Origin of the sequence: Roseivirga sp. E12, from assembly GCF_017592825.1 — a bacterium.
Classification (GTDB): domain Bacteria; phylum Bacteroidota; class Bacteroidia; order Cytophagales; family Cyclobacteriaceae; genus Roseivirga.
Genome location: NZ_JAGFMD010000012.1, coordinates 38,724 through 57,124 on the forward strand (window position 1 = coordinate 38,724; position 18,401 = coordinate 57,124).

12 protein-coding genes and 1 tRNA gene are annotated in these 18,401 nt (G+C 41.0%); 4 read left to right on the forward strand and 9 right to left on the reverse strand.

Features of this window, described 5'->3' with window-relative positions; genetic code table 11:
- Window positions 1-126: 126 nt before the first annotated feature.
- The 4 genes from J4E76_RS19775 to J4E76_RS19790 form a co-directional block, all read right to left on the reverse strand.
- Window positions 127-732, reverse strand: a complete 606-nt coding sequence (locus J4E76_RS19775) for a hypothetical protein (RefSeq protein WP_208506531.1) — start codon at window positions 730-732, stop codon at window positions 127-129.
- 154 nt (window positions 733-886) lie between these two features.
- Window positions 887-1,723: a molecular chaperone gene (locus J4E76_RS19780; RefSeq protein ID WP_208506532.1), complete on the reverse strand. Its 837-nt coding sequence runs from the start codon at window positions 1,721-1,723 to the stop codon at window positions 887-889.
- Between the two features lie 7 nt (window positions 1,724-1,730).
- Window positions 1,731-4,673 (reverse strand): hypothetical protein, encoded by a 2,943-nt coding sequence (locus tag J4E76_RS19785; protein ID WP_208506533.1) that lies wholly within the window; start codon window positions 4,671-4,673, stop codon window positions 1,731-1,733.
- A gap of 310 nt (window positions 4,674-4,983) precedes the next feature.
- Window positions 4,984-5,067: transfer RNA gene (locus J4E76_RS19790), tRNA-Leu, on the reverse strand.
- A 126-nt stretch (window positions 5,068-5,193) separates the two neighbouring features.
- Between J4E76_RS19790 and J4E76_RS19795 the strand changes: the two genes are divergently transcribed.
- From J4E76_RS19795 to J4E76_RS19805, 3 genes are all read left to right on the forward strand, one after another.
- Window positions 5,194-5,877, forward strand: coding sequence for a LiaI-LiaF-like domain-containing protein (locus J4E76_RS19795; protein WP_208506534.1), 684 nt, complete (start codon window positions 5,194-5,196; stop codon window positions 5,875-5,877).
- Between the two features lie 11 nt (window positions 5,878-5,888).
- A complete protein-coding gene (gene ggt / locus J4E76_RS19800) occupies window positions 5,889-7,574 on the forward strand; it encodes a gamma-glutamyltransferase (protein ID WP_208506535.1) in 1,686 nt (561 codons plus the stop codon).
- Window positions 7,575-7,771: 197 nt separating this feature from the next.
- Window positions 7,772-9,130, forward strand: a complete 1,359-nt coding sequence (locus J4E76_RS19805; RefSeq protein ID WP_208506536.1) for an amidohydrolase family protein — start codon at window positions 7,772-7,774, stop codon at window positions 9,128-9,130.
- A gap of 34 nt (window positions 9,131-9,164) precedes the next feature.
- Here the strand turns inward: J4E76_RS19805 and J4E76_RS19810 are convergent, their stop codons facing one another.
- The 4 genes from J4E76_RS19810 to J4E76_RS19825 all read right to left on the reverse strand — a co-directional run bounded on the left by J4E76_RS19810 (window position 9,165) and on the right by J4E76_RS19825 (window position 15,583).
- Entirely contained in the window at window positions 9,165-11,813 is a 2,649-nt protein-coding gene (locus J4E76_RS19810) for an ABC transporter permease (protein WP_208506537.1), read from the reverse strand.
- Window positions 11,810-14,443, reverse strand: a complete 2,634-nt coding sequence (locus tag J4E76_RS19815; protein ID WP_208506538.1) for an ABC transporter permease — start codon at window positions 14,441-14,443, stop codon at window positions 11,810-11,812. Before J4E76_RS19815 ends, J4E76_RS19810 begins: the two co-directional genes overlap by 4 nt.
- A complete protein-coding gene (locus J4E76_RS19820; protein ID WP_208506539.1) occupies window positions 14,443-14,769 on the reverse strand; it encodes a PadR family transcriptional regulator in 327 nt (108 codons plus the stop codon). Before J4E76_RS19820 ends, J4E76_RS19815 begins: the two co-directional genes overlap by 1 nt.
- 250 nt (window positions 14,770-15,019) lie before the next feature.
- Window positions 15,020-15,583, reverse strand: coding sequence for a hypothetical protein (locus J4E76_RS19825; protein ID WP_208506540.1), 564 nt, complete (start codon window positions 15,581-15,583; stop codon window positions 15,020-15,022).
- A gap of 137 nt (window positions 15,584-15,720) precedes the next feature.
- Between J4E76_RS19825 and J4E76_RS19830 the strand changes: the two genes are divergently transcribed.
- A complete protein-coding gene (locus J4E76_RS19830; protein ID WP_208506541.1) occupies window positions 15,721-16,182 on the forward strand; it encodes a GNAT family N-acetyltransferase in 462 nt (153 codons plus the stop codon).
- Here J4E76_RS19830 and J4E76_RS19835 read toward each other — a convergent pair.
- The gene (locus J4E76_RS19835; RefSeq protein ID WP_208506542.1) at window positions 16,179-18,359 is read right to left on the reverse strand and encodes a TonB-dependent receptor domain-containing protein; all 2,181 of its coding nucleotides are present in this window, start codon (window positions 18,357-18,359) and stop codon (window positions 16,179-16,181) included. The genes J4E76_RS19830 and J4E76_RS19835 overlap by 4 nt on opposite strands.
- Window positions 18,360-18,401: the final 42 nt, after the last annotated feature.

Genomic DNA, 18,401 nt, shown 5'->3' on the forward strand with positions numbered 1-18,401 from the left:
TTTAAAGTTATAAAAATAAAAAGAGGTAACAATAATGTTACCCCTTTTACCAATCAACATAAATCGAACTAACTTATTTACTACGTATTAGTAAAAGTTATTTTATTAAATATTCTATTCTAAATCTTAAAGATCTTCTGCCAAAGTATAGATAAGATTCATTCCGTAGTATCCGGCCTGATAAGTATCTAATCCAGGAGAAAGTCTGTAGTCAACTCTGAACTGGTGAGTGTTAGGAGAAGTCAGGTAAGTACCTGCTGCACCTGGAGTGTCACCCGCATCAACGATACCACCGTCACCAATAATAGCAAGGTTGTCAGTACCAGTTAGTGCAGTAAATCCACTACCAATTAAAGAGTTACCAGCAGCATCAATAGCTCTGATTCCAATAATACTTGAAGGAACAGAAGGGCTACCAGCTAAAGAGTAAGTAGTGAATTGTTCCCAAGTCGCTGTCTCAGCATTTACGTGTAAATCCCAAGGTACAGTAGACTCAACTCTCAATTCAGTTACGTTCGTCTTAGTAATACCATCCACATACTGAGGAATAGTACTGAAGATGAAATCCACGTTAGGATCCGTCAATAAAGTCAAATCAAGAACACCTTGAAGCTCCAAAGAAACGTAAACGTTCTCGTTGTCTGTAGGAAGCTGAGCAAATGCGCTTGAGCTTAATGTGAAGGAAGCAACAGCAACTACTGCTAACATCCTAAGTTTAAATACATTTTTCATAATAATAATGTTTAGGTTAAAAGTTTCGACATGTGAATATATGGACTTATTTTCATATATAAAAACATTCAGCAAAAAAAACTGTTCTTTTTTTCTCTGACTGCCTTATAATCAAGTAAATAAGCTTCATTCGATCAATTGCCATTTATTGTTATTAATGTTGATTTCCTTTTTGTGGTACTAGTATTTCCATTTCTGCTGCCTCAACTTCTTCCCTATTACCATAGTCCATCACAGCCAGCACGGAGTAGCGCCCTGGTTTGATTCGGTCTGGAATAGAAAAGATGGTATTACGGATTCCCGCAGGTAGCATTGTAAATCCTTTTGTTGTTATTCGTTCTGTCTGCCCTGTACTCAGACTGGTCAATTCTATATATGAGTTACATCGCAAGAAGGTCTCTCCTGCATTCTTCATCTCAATTGTAAATAAGTCTTCGGTATAGTCGAGCGAAAGTATTTCTCCTTTTGACTCGGTAACCATTGGTGGTGTTTGGAATACATACACTCCAAATCGATAAGATTGATTTACTCTAACCGTTAAGGTCTCTCCATCCTTACCTTCTATTTCCGGAGGTGCCAACCTTACATAGGCAACCGCCCACCTCGCTAGCAATGCCGATGAATCTGCTGGTACATCCATAAGGATAGTTACATCCTGAGATTCACCTGGACCTAATTGGAATACAGAAGGTGTCGCACTAAGCCAGTCAGCACAACTACGGCTGACTTCTCCTTTTGCCATAAACTCACTCTTACCTTGAAGTGTGGCTTTAAAATCACCGAAGTTTATTTGAAACCCTTGCATTTCATTCGAACTGTTTGTAACAGTTATCCTTCCTCTAGCCGAAGCACCAGGAGCAACCTTGAAGTTAATTCGCGTAGGAGAAGTAGATATCTTTTGCCCGAAAGCATCTATACCTGTACTTAACATTACGAGTAGCATGAACCCTAAACTTCTCACCACATTCAATAAAACATTAGACCTTGACATACTTGAATTAATTATTATCAAACTTTTTAATATTTATTCTTCGATTCTTTTCTATCAAATAGAATGTCAATTGATAATTGGCATTCGAGTTATTGATTTCCAAAGCGTAATTATCCTGAGCAAACTGCAATCTCTTGTCTATCCCTGCCCCACTAGCTCTGATACTATACTTTCCAAATGGAACGAAAATCCTGAATTCACCTGACGAATCTGTGAGCCCTGAATAAACCCTTTCATCTTCGCCAACTGCAGAGATTCTAATCTCATCTAAGTCTACCTCTTCTACTAAAGCAGAGTACGTAGCCTTCTGTACAATTACTTTACCATTTATTTGCACTCCTCTAGTCAAAGGGATAAAAACGGTTTCATCCTTTGCCAATACTAATGGTGTGTCATCAGGATTAAACCAACCCTCCGAATCTCCCAATACTTGCGACTCTATACTATAGCTTCCCATATTAAGGTTTTCGAATAGTGCAGAACCGGTCGCTCCGGTTATGGCTGATTTACCATTTACTTTTATTAATACATTCTGAACAAAGTCTTCACCGCTGTCTCTAATGCCATTTCCATCCAGATCCTTAAACACGGCTACCTTGATCTTGTAACTCTTCACTCCTGGTCTTCTAAACGCAAAGTCCTTTTTGACACCAATCCTCAAGAAGAAATTAGACTGCTTGAAAGTGGTCAGAACACCATCTATACCTTGTTGCGCATTAAGGGAAGTCAATGGGCTCTCTCCCTGGTTAATCATTAGCAACTCGGTTCCTAGTGTGAAGGTATATCCGCTCTTGGCATAGTAAGACAGATCTTGAGAAGCTGTAACCCTCCATCTAGCAAGTACAGATTCGTAAGACGAATTAAATCTTGGGCGAATAGAAAGGCCAATTTTCCTGAAATACATTGTGGCAAATGCAGAGATAAATACAGATTGAGGGTTCAATCCGTCATTCACTATTCTGAAGTTATCCGTTATTGAGGCAGGCCCATAGTTATATCTTACTACGGCATTCAGGTTTTTATACTTCAAACGATTCTCCCATTGAGCCACCAAATAAGGATCGATATCTTCGTGACCTGGAACTTTCGAGAACCCAGCAAAGAATTTTGAAAACAATCTAAAATCTCTGCGCTTCCCTCCAGAAGAATAACTCAAACCAGCACCTGAATTCTGAATACGCAAGCCTAGCAGCTGCTCATCAGAATATCTCGGAAATAATCTAACAGTCCCGTAATCTGTTCTCCATTCATACTGAAGTTCGTAGATGTTTCTCTTTCTTAAATCATTGTCAAACCTAAAGCCTCTAATAAAAGATATAGGTCTAGATTCATTAATTGCTGCTCTTAAGCTTACCGAACGATTGCCCTTTAGGGTATACCTTAAATTGACATTACCTGACTTAGTACCGCGTTGAAGGGCTAAAAACGATCCTGAACTATAATTACCTGTCATCGCTACATTCAGCTTGCCTACGCGACCACCGTAACGTAATTCTGCTCCGTACCCTGAGACCTCGAAGACACTATCAGGATCGAAAGTATCCGTTTCATTACTGATACCCGCTGCAATACCAATGTTGTGATACTTAGAAATTCTATGGTCAATTTTCAATCGGTAGAGGTCACCATCTTTGAAATTAAATTCATCTTTCCGGTTAACCATTTGAACCTCAATGTTTGAGTTCCTCTTTACTCTATAACCAAGACGTGCCCCATAGAACTGTAGGTTATTTGCTGATAACCTGCCACTTCGGTTAGAATTACCAACATATATAGCACCCACTTCAAATTTTCCTAGTCTGGCCTGAGCTTTAACACCCTCACCATTTAATAGGAGTCCCATATTCTCTCCTATATTACCAGCAGCTACCAAAAGCTTAGGTGAAGCATATTGAATGAATCTATTAGATGGTAAGAAATCAGTACCAGAGATAACATTACTTGTTATGATGGACTGATAGTTATATCGTACATGACGCTGTCTACCCAAGTCGGCCTCTCCTTTGAAGTCCAGGGTAAAATTGGTAAAGTTAGAAAGGAGGTTGTAGGAATTAAGCTCTACAGTGAGCGGAATGATTGAGCTTCCTTTGTCATTATCAAACTTGACTGACTCACTTAACTTGACAAAGTCTACCCTTCTACCTTTAACTTGTTTCTTGTTTTCTGGATTTGCAGCCTGAATCTGAAGTCTAAACAACCGCTTTTCATCCAGATTACTGTTTTGATCATCAGGTCGATCAGTAAAGAAGTATCCCTTTTCCTTTCGGTCTAACACCTTAACCTTTACAACAAAGGAAGTATCTATACCAACCGGAAGGGTAACTAAAGTAGTGTTGTCTCTGAATGCACTACCATTCTCATCCAATACTTGGAGCTTGACATCAGGTGTAAAGGTTACACGTAGATCTTCAACGGCATTACCATTATTCTGTAACCTGACTCTAACGCTGGAACTATCAGAATCATTAGGGAATACCACCTGACGATCACTTACAGAGAGCTTCCATGCCGAAATCTTCTTTATCTCAAGAGTCCAAGGGGTTGAGGCTAGTGCATTACCAAACTCTGAATAGGCTGTAGCACTTATAAAGTAGTTTACATTCCCTGCCGTTTCCCTAGAAGGCACTAACCTTATAGGTATAAACATTGAATCCTTAGCAGCAACGGTATGAAGTTTATTAACATCATTAATCACTCTCCATCCCTGTGGGGATGCCAAGTCGACACTAAAACGAATGGGTTTGGAAGTATTATTGACAGCTTTCACTACGTTGCTGACCACTTCATCATCAACAGACGCAGTCTCGCTCGACTTTAAAAAGTCGAGTCTAAAGCCAGTGTTGAGCACATTAGATTGGGCGTTCACCTGTGAAATGGTGAGAAATCCAATTAATGCACCAATCACAGTCACGGAGAGAAATCTCCAGAGGCTGGGAAGACGCGTAGTCAAAATAAGTTAGTCCTTTGATGTTAGGTATTTCAAATATATGTAATAACTAACGATTTCACACAATTTGTAAACAGCTATTTCCGTTGCTCCAAGCACTTTTTCCAGACATTTGAGTCAAAAGCTTATGCAAGAGACAAAATTTTACATGTATAAAAAGATGAATCTTGATGCAATAATCGTTCTGCAAACTCTTGAAAGGACAAAATATTAGTCTGTAATCAGGCTTCTGGCCAAACTTTTGACTTCTATGAGATACTTGAGAAATTAGCGGGCACTGCAAATGAAAAGAGCTCCTGATCAGGAGCTCTAGTGCGCACGAGAGGAGTCGAACCTCCACGCAAGTTAATGCACCACCCCCTCAAGGTGGCGTGTCTACCAATTCCACCACGTGCGCATGAAATTGAGGTTGGCAAAAGTAAAGAAGAATTGAGCTATTTCAAATAACAAACACTCACCTTTAATCAATTCATCTTTGTTTAGGGTCAAACAGTTTTCTAGATTTAAATTTTACGACACTCAAATGAATAAACTCAACAAGACAACACTACTCGGAATCATTTTTGTCACCATCGGATTGGTCTTCGCGATGAGTAACTTCAATATTATTCCGTGGCATGTAAGACGTTACATCTTCCAATGGGAGAATATACTCATGCTGATTGGCCTGTTCCTAATTTTGGCTGATGAAAACAAACGAGTGGGAGGAATACTTCTTGCTCTAGGCTTCATACTCGTAATCGATGATTGGTTCTACATAAATATATCTATCTGGGATCTATGGCCTCTAGTATTCATCATTGTTGGTATTACCATTATTAGAAGAAAAACACCAACCACTTCTGATATGAATTTGGGGAATGAAGAAGAAAAAGATTTGATTGACGATACGGCAATTTTCAGCGGAGGCGACAAAGTAATTACAAGCCGAAATTTTAGAGGGGGAAACCTCACTGCCATTTTTGGTGGATCGAACATTGACCTGACCACCTCAAAACTATCTTCTGACTCAGCAAACATCGAGATATTCTATCTCTTTGGCGGATCCAAAATTAGAGTTCCTCAGGATTGGAATGTGGAACTGAAGGTGACTAGCATATTCGGAGCCATGACGGATAAGCGCGTATTAAAAGATAATGGTGAAAATACCGAAAAGCTTTACATCCGGGGATTGGTTGTCTTTGGAGGGGCAGAAATCAATAACTAATAGTACCTACCATGAAGAAGTTCTTAGGCATCTTACTTTTGACTTTAGCATTTAATGCCGAAGCACAGGACAGAATCACCGGACGTAAGTTCGCGACTAGGTCAGAAGTCATTGCTCAACATGGCATGGCGGCTACCAGTCAGCCATTAGCTACACAAGTGGCATTAGATGTTCTTAAGAAAGGCGGTAATGCCATTGATGCGGCAATTGCCGCCAATGCAGTACTTGGACTTGTAGAACCCACTGGAAATGGAATTGGCGGAGACCTCTTTGCTATAGTCTGGGATGCTCAGACACAAAAACTTCACGGACTAAATGCCTCTGGACGTTCCCCCTATAGTCTTACACTAGACTACTTTAAAAGTAACGGTTACGAAAAAATCCCTTCACATGGACCGCTCCCTGTCTCTGTTCCAGGTGCAGTAGACGGATGGTTTGAATTACATGGAAAGTTTGGCTCTATGGATATGCAGGAAATTTTGCAACCTGCCATCGACTACGCTAATAATGGCTTTCCTGTCAGTGAACTGATCGCTTGGTACATGGAAAAGGGTGCCGATAACCTCAAAAGATTTCCAGGTTTCAAGGAAGTCTACATGCCCAATGGCAGCACTCCGAAAAAAGGCGAGGTCTTCAAAAACCCAGCTTTAGCAAACACTCTTAACAAAATTGCCAAAGGCGGTCGCGATGCATTTTATAAAGGAGCAGTTGCCAAGACCATTGCTGACTATATGGAACAGCTTGGTGGCTTCCTATCCGAAAAAGATCTAGCGGATCATACTTCTGAATGGGTAGAACCTGTATCAGTTAACTATCGCGGGTACGATGTTTGGGAGCTTCCCCCTAATGGCCAGGGAATTGCTGCCTTACAGCAACTCAAAATATTAGAGGGCTACGACCTGAAATCTATGGGTTTCGGTAGTGCCGAATACATTCACACTTTTACGGAAGCTAAAAAACTCGCTTTTGAAGATAGAGCCAAGTTCTATGCCGATATGGACTTCTACAAGACCCCTATCGATTGGTTGATCTCAGAAGACTATGCAGTAGAGCGAAGAAAACTCATCAATCCTAACCAAGCAGCACGATCGGTTCCAGCTGGTCAATTAAAGGATGGCGACACCATCTATATGACTGTGGCTGATAAAGATGGAAATATGGTTTCCCTTATTCAAAGTAACTACAGAGGAATGGGCTCAGGAATGACACCTCCAGGCCTCGGTTTTATTCTACAAGATCGTGGAGAATTATTCTCTCTGGAAGAAGGACACGCGAATGTTTATGAGCCCCATAAAAGACCTTTCCATACAATCATTCCAGCCTTTATAACAAAAGACGGCAAACCATGGGTAAGCTTTGGCCTGATGGGTGGAGCAACGCAACCTCAAGGTCATACGCAAATCGTGATTAACCTGATTGACTTCGGAATGAACTTACAGGAAGCAGGTGATGCTCCACGAATTCTACACACGGGATCTTCCCAGCCTACAGGAGAAGTCATGACCAGTGGAGGAACCTTGCAACTAGAAAGCGGCATTGACTATGAAGTAATCCGAAAGCTAGTCTTGATGGGGCACAAGATGTCTTGGAATGTGGGCAGTTATGGCGGTTATCAAGCCATTATGTGGGACGATAAAAACAAGGTTTACTATGGTGCTTCAGAGTCTAGGAAAGATGGTCAGGCAGCTGGGTATTAACTCAAAGATGCTAGTCTCCTAAAAGGGACTCTGATAAAAGGTTAATCAAAACTCATCCCTAATTCAGAGTCCTCTGCGAGAGACTCTGATAGCGGTTGATTGAGTTATCAGTATTTATGATTCAAACCCAATCAAATAAAAGGACTCCCAAATACTCTCCAAGATTACTATCTTGATTAGACTACAATCTAATCATTATGAAAAACCTCTACTTTTTAACCCTAGTCTGCCTCAGCATTTCATGCACCAAAGCGCAAGAAGCCGACTTCGCCTTCACCCATGTGAACCTAATTACAATGGAGTCAGAGACAGTTCTACCCAACCAAACTGTCTTAATCAAAGAAGGGAAAATCATTACCATCGGTAGTTCAGACGATATTTCGACAGACCAAACAGATACCGTTGTCGATGGCACAGGCAAATACTTAATGCCAGGCTTGGCCGAGATGCATGCCCATATCCCAGGCAATAGAGACATGGATTTACTACAAGAAACCCTCTTTCTATATCTGTCTAATGGTATCACAACCATACGGGGAATGCTAGGCCAACCTTACCACATTGAGCTTAGGGATAAGGTCCTCTCTGGTGAAATTCTCGGTCCAAGGATTTATACTTCCGGGCCTTCAATCAATGGCAATTCTGTGAGGAGTGTTGAAGAAGCACAAACAAAAGTTAGGGCACAAAAAGAAGCTGGTTATGATTTCTTAAAAATGCATCCGGGTCTAACCCGAGAGAATTTTGATGCGGTAGTGGCTACAGCCAATGAGGTGGGAATTCCTTTCGCTGGGCACGTAAGCACGGGAGTAGGTGTAAGAAGAGCCCTTGAGGCAAAGTATGCTTCCATAGATCATGTGGATGGCTATATCGAAGGCATGGTACCATCTTCAATTCGAGTCAATCCAAATGCAAATGGCTTTTTCGGTGTCAATTTCACTGATATCGTGGACACAGACATCAGCAGTCAACTTGTCAAGCTCACTTTAGAAAATGATGTTTGGATAGTGCCAACCCAAGCTATGATGGAACGATGGATTGGTCCAGAAGATCCAGAGATCATTGCAAAAAATGAGGAGATGAAATATATGAACCCCAGAACCTTAGACAACTGGGTTCGGACTAAGAAAGGCATTATTGGAGCTCCAAATTATAAAGGAGACCAAGCCTTGAAGTTCAATCAAATCAGAAGAGATATTATAAAAGAAATGCACGAATCTGGTGTGAAAATCCTTCTAGGATCAGATGCGCCACAAGTGTTTAATGTACCAGGTTTCTCGATCCATCGGGAACTTGACGCCATGGTAAGAAGCGGTTTGACGCCATACGAAGCCTTGTATGCAGGAACTGTAAACCCTGCCCAATTCTTTAATGATCAAGGAAAATATGGAACAATAGTTACTGGGGCTGATGCTGACTTGATTCTAGTGAACCAAAACCCCTTTGACAACATTGCTAATCTGCGTCAACAATCTGGGGTGATGGTCAGAGGCCAATGGCTTTCGGCCGAACAAATAACTCAGAGGTTAGCGAAAATCGCGGAGCAGTATAAGAACTAATATGCCTTTTCTAAAAAAGTATCCGTCCCTATTCTTATTCATCTCTCAAAGCATTCACAGGGTTTCCATTGGCTGCATTAAATGACTTGAAGCTTACTGTAACAAAGGCCACAATAGAAATCACCAATCCACCTAAGACAAATATTTCGACACCAATATTGGTTTGATAAGCAAAGCTCTTAAGCCATTCTTGCATTAGGTAATACCCAAGTGGAAAAGCCAGAATAATCGAAGCGAGTATCAGTTTAGCATAGTCTTTTGCGAGCAACAAAACGAGCTTTTTGGCTGAAGCGCCTAAAACCTTTCTGATGCCAATTTCTTTTTTCGCTTGTTCGGTAGTGAATGAAACCAATCCGAAGAGCCCAAGGCAAGCCACAAAGATTGCAAGGCCCGCAAAACCTATAAACACTGTATTGAATTGCTGATCAGCCTTATACTGGCGATCAAACTGCTCATCTAAAAAGAAAAAGTCAAAGGGATTGTCAGGATAAATCTCATCCCAGGCACTTTCAACTTTAGAAAGGACACCTGCATAATCACTCGAGCTGATTTTGGCAGCATAGTATGCTGCTTGACGCCTGCGATTGTAGAAGAAAATAACGGGGTCTAGGTCATCCTTCACTGTTGCTTGGTGATAATTGCCTACCACACCCACAATAGTTGCTTCATTGGGACGGTTTGGATTGATCTTCTCTCCTAGCGCTTCTTCAGGGCTAGCAAAACCTAAATGCTTTACAGCAATCGCGTTTAATACCACCGCTGCTGTATCAGTAAGCATATCTTTCGAAAAAGATCTTCCGGCAATCAGTTCCACCTCAAATAGCTTAACGAATTCATCGTCAATACCGACTCTATAACAATCCCTGAATTCCTCTGGGTAATACTTAGAATTAAAGCCGCTTATCGCAAAATTCTCGATACCAGGGACACTGCTAGACATTGTAAACCCATCCAATTCCGGCATTTGCTCAAGCTCGTTTCTGAAGACCTGAACTCTGTTTTGAAGGTCATCATTGCTTGTTCCAGACGAAGGTGCTTGTAAAACCAATGTTTGGTCAATGTCAATACCCAAATCATAGCTACGCATATAATTGAGTTGCTTGATGACCAAAAAAGTGCCTAGAATCAAGGTGATTGAAGCAGTGAATTGAAACACCACTAGTATTTGTCTAAAGCCAAATTTCTTCTTGCCGCTGCCCAAACCACCTTTGAGCACTGTCACCGGATTAAAGGAGGTAAGTACAAGCGCAGGGTAAAGGCCTGAACATATCGTTCCGACTAGTATTAGAGCCAAAAGGCCGCCTAATATCATGGGGCCAAACAAAAGGGATTGCTCTAAGCTAATATCCATGGCACTATTGATCACTGGTCTGAGCAACCAAACCAAAAAGAGCGAGGCCAAAACAGCAAAGAGGTTATACAGAAAAGACTCAACTAAGAATTGAATCAAGAGATTAGACTCGCCTGCCCCGATGACCTTTCGAACACCCACTTCTTTCGCGCGCTTGATGGCCCGAGCAGTTGCTAGATTGATGTAGTTGACCCATGCAATAATTAGTATTAGACCTGCTATGACAACTAGAAAATAAATCTGCTGTCCGCCACCGTTCTGTCCCATATCCCAACTGAGCCCAACCGAACCCAAATGGATATCTCCAATTTGTTGCGACCACATTTCTTCCCGAACACCTCGTTGTTCGAAGAAGTCGGCCTTTTTACCATCTAAATAAGTCGCCAGTTTAGCATCCAAACCATCTTGACTAACACCATCAGCAACTTTCACAAAAGTGTAGAAATCGTACCAGCCCCAATTACCAATAAAATCTTCATAACCATCCCAAGTACTCAATGAGGTAATGAGCTCAAATTGCATATGCGAATTCTCAGGAAAATCTTCGAATACACCTGAAACCTTCAATTCAGTTGTACCACGCCAAAAGATTGATTGTCCAATTGGGTTAGCGTTTCCGAAGTACCTCTTTGCCGTAGATTCAGACACTACAATCTGACTTGACTGGGACAAGACATTCTGGCGATCGCCATCAATAAGCTTGAAGCCGAACATATCAAAGAAGTTCTCATCTGCTAATACCGCCTTGTCTTCATTGTACCTTATCAGGGTACCATCCTCTTCCCTAACGCTATAAACTCCACCTCCAAAAGGCAAAATCCTTGTAGACATCTCCACCTCCGGTAAGTCAGTAAGTAAGTTCGGAGATACAGCGGCATAGACAGGTGCGCTTTTCGTTTTTAATTCCCCTTGTCCATACATATCCATGACCACTCGATATGTATCTGCTGCTTTAGGGTGAAAATTATCATAAGTTACTTCCTCCAGCACGTGAACACTGATAAGCAGACAGGCTGTAATGCCCACAATGAGTCCTGATAAATTGATGAAACTATAGCCTTTTTGTTTTCTAAAATTTCTAAGGCTAACGAGCATGTAATTTTTAAGCATAGCGATTTGATTTGAGTTATATGACCTTTTGCCAAATGATGAGGGCCTGAAAAACCGAACCACATCCCAAGCAAACCACCATTTGGCTTTGGTGACACCTACTTCTGACTGTCTATAGTAAAATGCTTCCAGCAAGTCTCCTTGAATTTCATCCAGGAGACTGTTCGCACAGTACCATTGTAAAAAGCGGTTAACCCAATATGGTGGTTCGTTTCTTTTCATTCCATTCTCAAGCTATCAATAGGATTACTTTTTAGAACACGAGAAGCCCCTAAATAGATAATCACCATAATCAATAATAAGATTAAGGTGAGGACTCCACTAAATACTAAGGGGTTCAATTCTATGTGATAAGCAAAATTCTCTAACCATCCATTGGCAAAATAAACGGTGGTTGGAATTCCAATCATTGCCGCAATTACCAACAGCACAAAGAATTGTCTAGACAGGATATAATATAGCTGTAAGGTGTCTGCACCAAGTACCTTTCTGATACTTAATTCTTTCAATCTACCTGTAATTGACATACCCACTATTCCTAAAAGTCCCAGTATGGCCAGTCCTAAGGCCCAAATTGTGGCATATTTCACAATGGTAAACCAACGCATTTCTGCTTGATACTGCCCTTCAATATCCTCATTCATAAAAGCATAACTATAAGGAGAATCTGGCGCTACCTCGTACCAAGACTCTTCTAAAAACTGAAGTAATTCTGAGTCTGGAGCTCCATTGGTTTTTATCAGAAAGTTGTAAAAAGACTTTTTCGAACTAGATAATAGCAAAACCACTGGTTTAAGCTGGTTGGCTAAAGACTGAAAATGAAAATCATTTGCCACCCCTATGATTTTCGGATTGGTCAAGCCCATGTTTTTAAAGTCCGTTAGATTGTCTTCAAGTTGAAAATCTCCAGCAACCTTCTCTAGAAAGGTTTCATTGACGATGATGCTATTACTATCGGCACTTGATAATTCGTTGAAGTTTCGACCCGCTAGTATATCAATGCCTAAAACATCAAAGAATGAGGGTTCTACAAAGAATACTGAATAATTAAATTCAGTCCCGTCAGGTTTCTCATAAACAGATGAAAAACCGCCCCTTCCAAAAGATGAGCTCATGCCTGTCCAACTGTCTATCTTAGGGTTTCCAGCCAATACATTCTCAAATACCTTCATCCTTTCAGGCTCAGCCTTCATGGTATTCTCAAGGACAATCACATTTGTATTATCATACCCTAGGTCTTGGCCCTTGAAAAAATCGATCTGTTGAAATACGATTATTGCTCCAAGGAGAAGCATAACCGAAAGACTGAATTGAGTAGTAATGAGGCTTTTAGTAAATAGATTTGCACCTCCTAGCTTCATTTTCTTTTTGAAGAAGTCCAGGACCTTTACCCCAGATAATATCAATGCAGGATAGGTTCCAGCCCCCAAGCCAGTAATTAGGGCAATGAGGGGTAAAGTAATAAGCAGTCTAGTGTTTAAGAGATCATTTGCGACAAAGCTCTTTTCTGCCAAGGTGTTGAATGCAGGAAGCAAAAGAAACACCAGGCCAACACTTAAAGCCATCGCTAGAAAACTCATAGTAATTGCCTCAACCCAAAACTGAATGATCAATTGTGGTTTCTTAGCGCCTACTACTTTTCTTACCGCTACTTCTTTTCCCCTCATGGTAGCTCGTCCAATAGAGAGGATCGTAAAATTGGCACAACCGATAAGTAAGATTATCGCGGCTATACCGGATAAGATATATGAATTCATAGGGTCGCTAGTAGAGAATGTGCTACCAACATCCGAAGCCATATGCACATCACTCAATGGCTGCAACCAATAATTCTGATAGTCGCCTTTATAGGTTTTGCTTTCTTCTGCTTCTCTGGTCAGATATTTTTTCCAGTAATCCTTAACCTTGTCATTAAGCGTGGCAACATTCACATTGTCTGATAGTTCTACATATATCTCATCTATCCTAACACCCCAACTATTACTCGCCCAACTATAATAACTCGTTTGGTCGTAGTTCATGACCACGTCAAACTGAAAACTCGAGTTAGATGGAACATTAGCAACCACGCCAGTGATTTGATATTTTTTAAAAATCTCATCATGCCGGATTTCTATGATCTTACCTAAGACGTCAATGGATTGAAAATATCTCATCGCAAGATCTTCGCTAACCACGACACTCTCCGAAAACTCCATTGCTGTATTTTCATTCCCAAGTAGAAGTGGGAAACTGAACGTCTTAAAAAATGAAGAATCCACCAAGAGCACATTTTCCTCTTGGGTATTTCCATCACTTCTCAAATACCTTTTGCCTTTTGATACCCTAGAAACAGCATCTATTTCCGAAAAGTCTGCGACCAATTGTTCAGCTAGCGGAAGCGGTTGACTAGCGTCAGTATAATCATAACTGCCATCTGGCAAGTATCTGTCGGTCACAAGCCGGTATATGGAGTCGTTCTTCTCGTGAAAGTCATCAAATGAGAATTCATCTGCCACGAAAAAGGAAATCAACGTTACGGCAGTAATACCTAATGTTAGACTAATAATATTGATGAAGGACGCCCATTTCTTTCGTGAGATAATCCTTAGTGCAATTTTGATGTTGTTCTTAAGCATAGAAACGCTATTTGGGTTATTTGACTTCTTTTTAAATGAGGAGGGTCGGCAAAATTTTAAAACGTCCCAAACGAACCACCATTTGGCTTTCCGCCACCCTACTTCTTGTTTTCTATAGTAATAAGCCTCAAAAAGGTCACCTTGAATCTCATCTATCAAGCCATCGTCACAATACCACTCTAAGAATTGATTGGCCCATTTTGGAGGCAATTTTTCCCTCTCTCCACTAGACATTAAGCAGAAAAGTTAAGTTTGGGCATCATATCCCAAAGCTTCATTCTGTTTGACTGGATGTACTCTAATGTTGAAAGACCGACTTTAGTCACTTCAAAAATTCTTTTTCTCCGACCGCCACGTTCGGCAGTAGCCCCTCCCATTTTTGATTCAATGAGACCTTTCTTCTCTAACCTTTTCAAAACGGTATGCACAGCCGATATCGAGATACGATTATTCATATACTGTTTATAGGCCTCAGAAACGGTGTATCCATAGGCCTCATCTGGCATTACTGCTACAATAAGAAGAACGGTTTCTTCTAGGTTCCCCAAATTTTGATTCATATTTCTACAACTATTGTAGAACAAATAAAGAAAATCAAAATGATTATTACAACATTTGTAGAACTTATGGATTGGTTTAGTCTTCTGTTTCATTTATCAGAGTCCTCTTAGAGAGACTCTGAGTGTTGGATTGAGGGATTAGTCTCCAGGGTCCTCGAGTATTCCTAATCAGAGTCTCTTGCAAAGGACTCTGATAGTGTGTGGTAACTTTCTTAATCAGAGTCTCTCGCAGAGGACTCTGATCTGCAACTTAAATCACATCCATATAATGAGTGAGCTGGGCATTGACTCTGTTCAACTCATAAAAAGCTGCACTAGAATAAGGGTATTCGACCCAATCATCAACCAAATTCCATTTTCCACTCACAGGGTTGTGGTGCATATAATCGAGTTTTGTCTCCAGCATCTCTCTGCTAAAGCACTCCTTTGCTTCAAATGAGGGAATGAACACCTGATGCTTCTTACCCTTTGCCCTTTCTTTACTTCCTACCCCTTGAGTTAACTCTTTTAACAAACGGTGGTTATCATGTTCGTGCAACCGCTTTACAATATCATAAGCAAGAAATCTCTTTCCATTCGCCACTAATTGATTTAAGTTTTTCTTGCACTCTTCGTCAACGAAAATCAATCCATGAAAATGGTTTGGCATAATAACGTAGCCCAAAACGCTCGCCTTCTGGGAGTACAGGTAATCAAACCACTTCCCGAAAGCACTATAAGCCTTTGCTAAATCAATCAGAGGAAGCCATTTAAAGCATGTGAACGTAATGAAAAACACAGTATGCTTGGCCTCATGTAACCTGTGTGTGCTCATAATTGAATTTAATCATTAATCATCAGAGTCCTCTACGAGAGACTCTGATTGAGGGGGCTATCACAGAGTCCTCTGATTGAGGAGAGGGAGAAAGAACTATGTATTGGATGAGTCTTCCATTTCTACCATATTTAACTATGATTGAGATTGTTGATTTCAAACTTAAGTATGCCAATGACTTCAAAAAAATTGGTGAAGAGTGGATCAATGAATATATGCACCTGAAAGAGCCTGACATCTCTATTTTGAATGATCCTGAGGGCTCTATCATCAAAAAAGGTGGTTATATCTATATGGCAATTGAGGACAACAGAGCCATTGGTACATGTGCCTTAATCAAGAAGTCTGACAACAGGTGGGAGCTATGTAAACTAGGTATTTTGAAATCTCATCGAGGCCATGGGCTAGGCCGAAAGCTGTCACTCCGTATAATAGAACAAGCCAAAAACCTCGGCCTTGAGAACCTATACCTAGAGTCGAGTAGTAAACTGAAGCCAGCTATTTCCCTCTACCAAAAGCTTGGGTTTGTCGAGGATCAGTCATGTAATGAAGGAACATCCCAATGCGACATTAAGATGGTCCTTCATTTAAATACTTAATGCCCGAGTTCTAGAATCAAACCACCATTGACAACTATTCCTTCCAAAGGAGCCCAAACATCCAATGTCTCTGGAGTCATACTTGAGCCTAGGTTGATATTCTCAAACCTAGATTGACGTGTGTCTGTAAAATTTTCAAAGTTCAAGTAAACACTCACTTTCTTGAATTTCCTAAGGGCCATGAAGCCGACAATCCAGAAATCGTCCGTTTCGGAAAGATCGTTCCTCAATTGCTGACTGGTATAGTAAGCCTCTAAGCCAAGTCTCCACTTCCCTTCTTCCTCGTAAACCAAAACGGTACCAATGTTATGTTTAGCCGTTAGCGGCTTTTGATCATTCAGGTTTTCATATTCAAGGCGCGTGTCAATCAGCGCGTAGTTGAAAAAGAACTTGAAGTCTTTGTAGGTCAGCTTCATATTTGATTCAATTCCCCTAGAGCTCACTGGCCCACTCGCATTTTCAAAAAAGAAATTGTCAGCAGGATTTTCAGCCAGTACCAGTGGATCGTTCAATCGCGTATAAAAGAAAAGCTGATTCAAACTGAAAGTCCAGTCATTGCCAATTTCTGTCCGATAATTGATATCAAAATTACCACCATAAGATCGTTCTGCATCCAAATTCTCTAGGTTGAAGACATTAAGCCCTCTGAATGATAAACGTTCGGTGTCTTCGGTAAAGATGGTCGGTGTTTTATAACCCAAGCCTCCACTTAGCCGATAGGTAAAACTGGTATTCGGTTTATAGAAGAGTGCTACTCTTGGTAGGGCAAACCATCCATAATCATTATTTCTGTCTAATCGGAAGCCCGTTTCAATAGAGAAACGATCGGATAATTTGGATACTTGTTGTGCAAACAGTCCTCCCGTAACCTGGCTATAGCTTCTATCTGTACTGACCAACTCACCTTCCTTGAATTTATCTGAGTAAACATTGAGTCCCAAAACCCAGCTACTCATTTCATCGCCAAATGAATAGGTAGCCTCACTAAAAGTAGACCACTGCTCTCCATCGAAGGCATAATTGAATTGGTTGATACTCCTATCAAAATGTAAGAGACTGTTTTTGATAACCAACTCCTTATTGTCACCCCATCGACTGCTATAAGTGGCTTGGTAAGATAAGCGTCTAGTCGAATTCTCCTGAAGGTACTCGGTATTGCTTGGGCTTTCGGCATCAATGGCATTGAGGTTTCCACCTAGGCGATCCTCAAAGGTGCCATTCAGTGACAACCTCAATTTGCTATTGCTTGATGGATAATAAAAGAATGTAGGGTTTAGCGTAAGGCTCCGAACATCAGGTATTTCAGAAAAGTTATCTGAGTTGGGATCATAAGCGTTCTGCCTGTTCCCTGATGCAAAGAAGCTATAGCCAAACTTATCTCCTCTGCGAGCCGAAAAAGTATTCAGGGTAGTTCCACCAGCAGAAGTCTGATCCAGCATGATCTTCAGACGTGACTTTTCCTCGGGTTGAATACTCACAAGGTTTACTAGCCCTGCAATGGCGCCTCCTCCATAAAGTGTTGAGTTACTCCCTTTAATCACCTCTACCTGTTTTAGATCCAAAGGTGGAATCTGCATAATGCTTAGACCACCAGAAAACCCTCCAAACAAAGGAAAACCATCTTTTAGCAATTGGGTATATCGACCGTCAAGCCCTTGAATTCTAATACTCTGATTGGCCGAACTTGGCGATGTTACCTGCATTTGAATCCCCGTGCTTTCACGCAATAGCATGGCGATATTATCGGATCGCATTACTGCCTTTTCTTCCAGTTCTTCGGTGCCTAGGAATTCAATTCTGGTAGGAATATCTTCAATACTCCGAGAGTTACGAGTAGTTGTTACAATCACCTCTTCCATCTCTTCCTCTTCCATCTCCATAAGGATCAAAACAGGTTCTGGATTGGTAAGTGGTAGTTTGATGACTCTAGATTGAGCACCATAACCAACAAAGGAAAAGGTCACTTTCACTTCCGCTAAACCACTCGCCACACGCAATGTGGCTATACCGTTCTCATCGGCAATGTCACCATCGGTTGGACTCGTACTAGCCGTGGCACCAGCCAAGGGCTCATTCGTTTCTTTGTCTAAAATTTTGAATTTTACTATTTGTTGACCCAATACACCATGAGTCATGCTCAAGCACAAAAGTGCTGAGACTAATATTCGGATATGCATTTAAGCTTTGTTTTAAAAATGGATACTAATTCTGAAGGAGTG